Annotated in this window: 8 protein-coding genes; 2 read left to right on the top strand and 6 right to left on the bottom strand. The window is 66.1% G+C overall.

The window, feature by feature from the left end:
• Nucleotides 1-357: 357 nt before the first annotated feature.
• The 6 genes from AB4Y83_RS22470 to AB4Y83_RS22495 all read right to left on the bottom strand — a co-directional run bounded on the left by AB4Y83_RS22470 (nucleotide 358) and on the right by AB4Y83_RS22495 (nucleotide 6068).
• Nucleotides 358-540 (bottom strand): hypothetical protein, encoded by a 183-nt coding sequence (locus AB4Y83_RS22470; protein ID WP_442298248.1) that lies wholly within the window; start codon nucleotides 538-540, stop codon nucleotides 358-360.
• A gap of 489 nt (nucleotides 541-1029) precedes the next feature.
• On the bottom strand, nucleotides 1030-2790 hold the full coding sequence (locus AB4Y83_RS22475; RefSeq protein WP_442298249.1) for a GTPase: 1761 nt from the start codon (nucleotides 2788-2790) through the stop codon (nucleotides 1030-1032).
• On the bottom strand, nucleotides 2787-4679 hold the full coding sequence (locus tag AB4Y83_RS22480) for a GTPase (RefSeq protein ID WP_442298250.1): 1893 nt from the start codon (nucleotides 4677-4679) through the stop codon (nucleotides 2787-2789). Before AB4Y83_RS22480 ends, AB4Y83_RS22475 begins: the two co-directional genes overlap by 4 nt.
• 485 nt (nucleotides 4680-5164) lie before the next feature.
• The gene (locus AB4Y83_RS22485) at nucleotides 5165-5464 is read right to left on the bottom strand and encodes a tyrosine-type recombinase/integrase (protein WP_442298255.1); all 300 of its coding nucleotides are present in this window, start codon (nucleotides 5462-5464) and stop codon (nucleotides 5165-5167) included.
• A complete protein-coding gene (locus AB4Y83_RS22490) occupies nucleotides 5437-5841 on the bottom strand; it encodes a hypothetical protein (protein ID WP_442298251.1) in 405 nt (134 codons plus the stop codon). The genes AB4Y83_RS22485 and AB4Y83_RS22490 overlap by 28 nt, the downstream gene beginning before the upstream one ends.
• Complete coding sequence (locus AB4Y83_RS22495; RefSeq protein WP_442298252.1) at nucleotides 5841-6068, bottom strand: hypothetical protein; 228 nt, start codon at nucleotides 6066-6068, stop codon at nucleotides 5841-5843. Before AB4Y83_RS22495 ends, AB4Y83_RS22490 begins: the two co-directional genes overlap by 1 nt.
• Before the next feature lie 235 nt (nucleotides 6069-6303).
• On the opposite strand from AB4Y83_RS22495, the gene AB4Y83_RS22500 reads away from it, so the two are divergent.
• Both AB4Y83_RS22500 and AB4Y83_RS22505 read left to right on the top strand, forming a co-directional pair.
• Nucleotides 6304-6906, top strand: coding sequence for a helix-turn-helix domain-containing protein (locus AB4Y83_RS22500; RefSeq protein ID WP_442298253.1), 603 nt, complete (start codon nucleotides 6304-6306; stop codon nucleotides 6904-6906).
• A complete protein-coding gene (locus AB4Y83_RS22505; protein WP_442298254.1) occupies nucleotides 6903-7475 on the top strand; it encodes a DUF6036 family nucleotidyltransferase in 573 nt (190 codons plus the stop codon). The genes AB4Y83_RS22500 and AB4Y83_RS22505 overlap by 4 nt, the downstream gene beginning before the upstream one ends.
• The last annotated feature ends 369 nt before the right edge of the window (nucleotides 7476-7844 follow it).

A 7844-nucleotide genomic window follows, 5' to 3' on the forward strand; every position in this document is an offset into this window, starting at 1 on the left:
AGTCCCGTGCGACCTGACGCTGCGGAACACCATCCGCAACCAGTCGCCGGATCAGAGCCCAATCCTCCACTGAGATCACCCATCCAATCTGTCTGGGTGGCCTCGTTTTCGACCGTCGCTATGGCCTCGTTTTCAAGCGTCGTCGACAGTGAAGGTCACGAGGCTGCATCTTGCCTACGGAGAGCCCTTCAAGGCAGACCAGGTCCCGAAGTATGTGGCTTCTGCGCAGAGGGCGGCGAGGCCGACTGCTCGGTTTCAAGGGATAGCTGGTGGTTGGCCAGGGGGCGCCGAGGACCTGTTATTGGGCGACCTCCTTGTGTGGCTCGAGGCGCCGCCGGGCAGAGACGTTGGAAAGGGTCACCCGCCTGAGGTTTTGGGCTTGATGGATGCCCCGTTGTTGATAACCGCTCTGCCGCAGCGGGCGGGGCGGGCGTCAAACTGGTTTTCGGCGGAGTACGACAAGGGACAATCGAACGGGCTGCCGGTGCCCGCGTTGTCCAGGGCGCAGCAGAGCCGGTTGTGGGCCGAGAGGTCGATCATGTTGACCAAGGTGGCTGACATTGACCGAGTCCTCGCGGCGTGGGGCCTGACTTCAGCGCCCAATCCTTCTGCACGCATTGCTGACCGTGAGGCCACCCTGCCCTTCTAATAAGTAGTCCCGGCCTGAGAAGGGCGAGCTCACGTTGGGCAGCCGCTGGCCCTAGCCTTCACTACCCCTCGCCGGAGGCAGTTGGAGGGCGAAGGCAAGGGCTAATGCACGGCGCGGAAGTCTCGGGAGCAACGCGAACCGCGGAGAACAATGGGATGCAGGCCTAGATCGCCGCGCACCTCCTTAACTGGTTTTAGGCGAATCCGAGCTCGGTTGGCGACGTCTTTTGCTAACCGCGCCTACTCGGTCACGTGCACGACGGACTGGGCGACGTCGTGGTTAGCGATCAGCCTGGCGTGTCCAACGGCGTCTGGTCGCTGGTGGTGGCATGCAGCGAAGCGTCCGGCCTCAAAGGCGCTCGGTCGCATCACGAGGACGGCTCAGGGGGTGCCCTCTCTCCCTTCTGTTAGCGCTTGGGTCGTCAGTCCGGCGGCGACCGTCAACGCCTCGGCGCGAATAGCCTCCAGTTCCTCGGAGAGAGCTGATCGGCGATCTTGCGCCGCAATGATGTCGTCGTGCACTTTGTCGATCTGCGCGTACGCACCGGTGAAGATCGGATCCACGTTGATGCGGACGTCTCGCAGCGCCTGGTCCACAATCTCTCCGGCCTGTCGCTGGACCTCATTCACCAGCGCCTTTCTGCGCGCCGCACGCCGCCGCTCGGCGTCCACCTGTGCCCGCTCTTGGGCGATGACCCCACCCACTTCGATGGCCACCGTGATGGCAACGCTGGCGACCTTGGCGGCTTGCCCGATCCGGTGGGCCACCCTGACGGCCTGCCATGGCTTGAACTTCGCGCCAAAGAAGTGCCCGACGTCGAGTACAACGCGGTGGCCGACGCTGCCTGAGGACCGGGCCATGTTGGCCGCCCCGGCGCCCCACTGGTCTTGGAAGATCCGCAACCAGGTTTTTGCCTCAGGCGCCCATGCGGGCACCGCCCCTGAAGCTCGGACCGAGTCCCGGGTGCGCCGCAGACGGACATCATCCGAGCGGGCGGTGACGTCGTGATCCGGGTCGCCTAGATCCAGAATCACTTTGGTGTGGGGGGCCGCCTCGATCTCCCGAACCTCCGAGGCGAGATCGTCGAACTGCAGTTCCAGGAGTCGGGTGGCCTCCTCTCCCAGCCGTTGCGCGGCACCGTTGAGGGCATTTGTCAGACGGGCCTCGTACTCCGCGATTAGGTCGTCGCGCTCGGGACTGTCCGGCTGGTCGTCCATCGCTTCGATGCTGTCGGCGAATGCCTCGGCCGCTTGGACGCTTTGGGTCAGGAACGCCGCGCGGAGGCTGTGCAGGTTGGCCTCGATCCGCTCTCGACGTGCCGTCAGGGCCGCTCTCTGTCGGGCAAGCAGGGACAACGCGGCCCGCTCGGCGGGGTCCGTGGCCGTTAGCGCCTCTGCCTCCATGGTGATGGCGCTGATGCTCTGTAACGGCTGCAGGTACCGTGCCAGGTCACCGGTGCTGGCGCTTATCTGGTTGATCTTGTCTCGCAGCACATTGAGGTGGGACAGGTCGAGATACGCCTCCCGTCGCCGAGTGTCGACCTCGTCTAAGCCGTCCAGGTAATCCCGGGCGTCGCACTCGACCAGCGGCACGTGAAGTGCTCCCTCGCCGAGGGCCTCGCGGACTGCGGCCTGACGCACACCGTCCGCGGCTGCCATCGTGTTGCACTTATTGAGGACGACAAGCGTTTGGTTCGCCTTGAGCAGGTCCTTTACGACGTGCCGCAGGTGGGTCACGCCCGCGTTGTCGAAGAGGTCAGGGGTGATCGTGAACAGCACCAGGTCGGCTGCCGTGAGCGCGGACTCGGCCAGCTCGTCGTGCCGGTCTACACCCGTCTGGACGCCCGGCGTGTCCACCAGGGTGACTAGGCCGTCCCAGTCATACTCGGTGACGACATCGGTGGCGATGTCGGAGTCAATGTGAACCGCTGCCGCGCCATCGGTCAGCGCCTTGATCAGCGACGACTTCCCGCTGCTGTACTGGCCCGTGAAGACCAGCCGTGGCCGGGCATGGGCCGTCGGGTCTACCCGCTCAGCGAGCTCCTTGGCTAGGGGGTGGTCGATTCCCGCCAGAGCCATCCGCAGCCGGTCGGCGAGCAGGCACGCTCGTTGTTGAACGGAGTGGTAGAGGATGTCGCTCACGTTCGAGGCTCCTGGTTGTCGCAGCTTACTGGATGGTGATCCGGTGCCGGCGTGACGATCCGGACCTGGCTGTTGGTGAAGAGGCTAAGCAGAGATGACCAGGTGTCCGTCAGGCCCGACGGGATCGGCTCCTCGATGTGGATGTTCGCCTGTCGATCGGTAAGCCGCAGTGTGCGGGGCGCCGCTGCGGACAGCCCGATGGCCAACGACAGAGCCTGGCCTGCCCGGACGCCGGGTTTGGCGGGCCCGGTGGCGAGCATCGGCTCGCAGCTTTCGTCGGGCGGGAACAGGGCGGCCTGTGAGAAGCCCGCACGCGTGTACTCGACCGCCGTGGCGCTGCCAGGTTCGCGCCGCGCCCGAAGGACCGCGTCGGCGAGCCCCGTGCGCCCGGACAACCTGAGCAGGGTGCGGGCGGTGGCGGCGTCGAGGTTCCCCACCGCCTCGTCGATCTCCGTCCCTACCTCGCGCCACCAGCGCTGGATGCTTCTTTGACCGGCAAGTGTGCCGCTCATCGTTTCGAACTGAGCGCGCACCGTCGACTGGGTCGCCTCTCTCATCTCCTCGCGCCACCGGTTGATCTCGGACTGGAGGTCGTCAAGGATCGGGTGAATCCGCGCCCCGAGCTCCGCGCGGCGCCGGCGCAGCACCTCCGCGCTACCCAGGAACAGCCTTGCCAGACCATCCTTGACGGGCCCGAGTGCGGCACCAACAAGGCCTCCGATCACACCGCCCACGACTGCTGTAACCGCCATCAGTGGCGGTCCGCCCTCGATCCCCAGAATCCCGCCGACTTTGCTGCCAAGCACGGCACCACCGACCCAGGCCGCTGCCCCGACGCCCAAACCCACGGCGGCCTGGCTGGCCCTGTTCATCCACACCGAGCCGAAGCCAGTGAACTCGCCCAGCGGCACATTCGGCGTCGGAAGGTTAGTCCAGTCGGACAACACAGTCGAGATCGTCGCCTCAAGGCCCGCAGTGAGATCTCGGTGGTGCCGGGCCGCGGCCTGCTCCATCTCGCTGTTCAGTGACGACATCTCCTCGCGCCACGCAGCGTTGAGGTCACCTTCCACGACCGCCGAGGCATGCCAGGATCGGCGGCATTCGATGATGCCGTCGAGTTCTGCGGCCAGGAGTTCGTGCTGACGATCGATCTGGCGGGCGACCCGCTGCGCGAGGTCCCCGACGAGCCCTTCGCCATGTTCGAGATGTGTTCCCAGTGTCTCCGTGGCGGTGTCCAGAGCTGCGAGATACCGGATGACGGGGTTGCGCACCCGATCCACTAAGGCGATCGCCCGTCGTTGGTCGGCGCGCCGGTCGCGCTCGTCCGCCAAGACCGCGAGCAGTTTCGCGACGTCTGAGTGCGCCCACATCAGCGCGGCGTCCGGGTGGTCCTGTGTGCCTTCGAACGCCGCCTGCGCATGTACGGTCACCACGCCGGCCGGCCGGGCGCCTGCTCTGGCGAGATGGCGCAGCACCGCGTTGAGGTCGCCCGCGACGTCACGGAAGGCGACCCGCGGGTCGTTTAGGAAGTCATTTCGTCGGATCGGGTGGAGCAGGTCGTAACGGCAGTTCAGCACCACCACCACAGGCTTGCCGTAAACCGCGATCAGTCGCAGTGCCTGCGCGGCCTCCTCCTGGAAGGAGTTGTTGCTGCCCACCCAGACGACGAGGTCAGCGTGTGGCACTTGCTCGAAGGCAAGCTGCCTGTCCTCATCCCCGTCGCGGGCGCCTACCCCAGGAGTGTCGACGATGGCGACGCCAGGAAGGCTCACGACGGGGCGGACGCACACATCGCGGGAGAATCGCTGGCGGCCATCTCCGATCCGCTCGCCACTGCCGGCCGACAGTGCCTCGATCAGGGTGCTCTTGCCCGCTTGGGTGCGCCCCATGAAGACCACCCGGAGGTCTCCGGTGCGTGCGTCATCTGCCGACTCCACCGCGGGCTCCGGGACCCCAACCAAGCAGGCGGCGGCCAGGTCGGCGAACGCCTCCGCGCCAGCCTGGCCCTGCTTAGCGATCTCCCCTCGGGCCCGAATGGCTCGGTCACCCGCGACCGCAGCGTCTTGGAGTTGTCCGACAGCCTTTCGCAGGTAAGGCCAAGGGTTTTGAGCCGGCGGCTCCGCTCCGAACCAGGAGTATCTGACACGTGTTGAGAAATCTCGCGCCTCAATCAATGGTCTGCGGCCTTCGCGTCTAGGGCCTCCGTCGCGGGCATGCGAGCATCGGCGAGATCTTCTGCGGGTATCTCGTAACAGAATGCCCAGCGCTCCCGTGGGGCGAGGTAAAAACCGACCAACTTGGGCCAAACTTACGATACTGCCCGGGATCTCCACCGACAGAGCCAGCCTTAGCCGACGCAGGTGCGCCAAGGCGGTCAGACGCCGCCGACGTGGGCGGTGAGGAAGTGGACGCCGTGGCGGTCGAGGTTGCCTCGGGCGCGGTCGTAGTGCTCGGTGGTGCACGGGTCGGCGTGGCGGGCGAGGATCTGCGCGTCGCGCAGGGGTACGCCGGCATCGAGGGCGTTGGTGATGGCGGCGTGCCGCAGCGAGTGCGGGCTGATGTGCCGCGGGATCCCGGCGGTCTTCGCGATCCGGGCGACCATCCGGTAGACGTCGCGCYGGTCGATCGGGTTGCCGGAGACCGGTCTCAGCGGCAGTGGGCCGTTCCGCGGCAGGCCTCCAGTGCGCCGAGGACAGGGACGGTGACGGGCATGGTGGCGGGCTTGTTGCCCTTGCCGACCAGGTGCAGCACACGATGTCCGCGGAGGGTGTCGGCGTAGTCCTCGATCCGCACGGCCGCGGCTTCCGAGGCGCGCAGGGCGTTGATCCCGAGCAGGTAGGCGAGGGCCCCGTGGTGGACGGTGATGGTTTGGGCGACTTGGAGGAACCGGATCAGCTCGAGCCGGTCCAGGCCCTGCGTTCGGGTCTCGTCGCGGTGGATCTTCGGCAGCCGGGCGTACACGGCTGGGTCGGCAGCGATGAGCCCTTCGCTGTGGGCGAAGCGGAAGTAGCCGCGGACGCCGTGCATCATTGTGACGACGGAGGAGTCCATCAGGCCCCGCCCGGCGAGGTGGCGGATGTACAGCCCCGACGTGGGCTCGCTGGATCCCGAGCAGGGTCGAGCCCGTTGGCCTCGCACCAGGCGAACCACTGGCGCGGCTGGAACGTGTACGGATCGTGGGTGTGCCCGGCGCAGCGGGCCAGGAACGACACGGCGGCGAGCTGGGCCTTGGACATAGTCGCGGGCTGGAACGGCAGCAGGACGCTGGTGCTGGTCATGGGGTCTCCTCTCGCGGCGAGATTGGCGAACGCCCCAGGCCCGTTCGCCGCCGACGCGGTCGGGGCATCAGGAGCGCATCGACCGTAGACCTCGCTCCACAGCTATGGCCGGTCTGGAGGCGGCGGAGTGACGCGGCGTCTGCCCTTACGTCTGCGACGTCGTGGGGCCTCGGTGCGTTCAAGTGGCGCTGCAGGGCGGGGCACGATCGTTATCTAATGTGATAACGTCTTTTTCATGGATGAGGATATCGGAGCCGTTGTGGAGGGACTTGGAGAGGCGCTGGCTGACAGCGGACTGACCCAAGCTGACTTCGCAGCTGCGCTGGGAACCTCTGCTTCGCGGCTCAGTGCATATCGGGCTGGGAAGACTGTGCCGTCAGCCGCGTTCTACCTGCGCGCGTTGCGGCTTGCAGCCAGCCTGAAGGCAGCGCGGGAGCGCGGGTGGATGACGCCGCAGTCTGCCGCTCGCGAGATTCACCGCGCGCTGCGCCAGGGCGACAAGCTATGGGCGCTGAAGATGACGCTTCAAGGCCGGGACCACCTGCGCGAGCTCCTCCGAACCAACGATGAGGCCAGTCGTGCTTGGACTGCAGCACCCCGGACCACCGGGGATCGCAAGTGGGATGCACTGTTGGCTGCGCTCACAGAGCACGAATTCGAGGAAGCCGACCGCGAGGCCCCGGCTTGGGCAGAGGCTCACGACAAGCGGCTTGATGAAAACAATGCGTGGGTCCTGCCGAGCCTTCTGCTCGATGAGGCGGAGGTCCGGGCGATTACGCCGGATTGGCTAGCAGATCATGGGATCTACGCAGCCGAGCGTGATCTGGTCACAGCGTGACCCTCGTCGAGTTCGAGCGGAGTGAGATTGAACGCCTGCTCGGCCTTCTCGACGTAAGACTGCAGAAGCGCGGAGTGCCGGCGAGCGTCTATGTGGTAGGTGGTGCCGCCATCGCAGTGACTGTTCATGATGCGCGGCGAACGATCGACATCGACGCGCTCGTCTCAGATCGGGTCGTTCTGGAAGAGGCTGAGCTTCTGGCTGAGTCGGAGGGAATTCCCCGGTCGTGGCTGAACGAGAATGCAAGACCTTGGGTTCCTCCCAGGCCCCTTTCCGCGACCGTTCCCCTCACGCGGCCAGGGCTCACCATTCATTGGGCGCCGGCTGATCACCTCCTCGCGATGAAATTGGTCTCCATGCGGCCTCAGGACGTCCCGGACATTGTCGCGTTGTCCAAGGAGGTCGGTCTCGGTACGGATGCAGCGGCATACGCCGATCTGCTTGAGCGCGTATACGAAGGGGAGGGAGTCCTCGAGCAGCTCCTGCAGGTGACCGACGGCGAGGTACGCGCCGAGGCGCTGCATCGCGGCAACGTTGCCGCGCGACTCGTCAGGGATGCAGAGGGGTAACGGGACAGCACTGCTTGATGGTGATGCCTCGTCATGGTCTTCTTCGTCATGCTTTTCCTGTTCCTCGCTCTCCGCGTCTTCTTCCGCGAAGACTCGCGGCGGAGCGAGGCGTTTGCTCACTTCGTGAGCAAACGCGGCATGAGTCCTGCATGCCCGGCGCGGAACGCTGCGCCAGCGTCGTAGGTCAGGAAGAAGACCTGTTGCGGTGAGTGGCGATAGGCGGCGGTAAGACTGTGAGGATCGCCAAGGCAGCCTGAAGGTGCTGGGCTGTGGTTGGTGACCGCGAGTGTGACCCCCGGAAAGACTGGCTTCGTGCCTTGTTGCGACCTGTCCGCTCGTGGTCACCGGTCCCGGCCCGGTTGGAGGAGC

This window comes from Terrabacter sp. RAF57 (assembly GCF_052113925.1).
Taxonomy (GTDB): Bacteria; Actinomycetota; Actinomycetes; order Actinomycetales; family Dermatophilaceae; genus Terrabacter.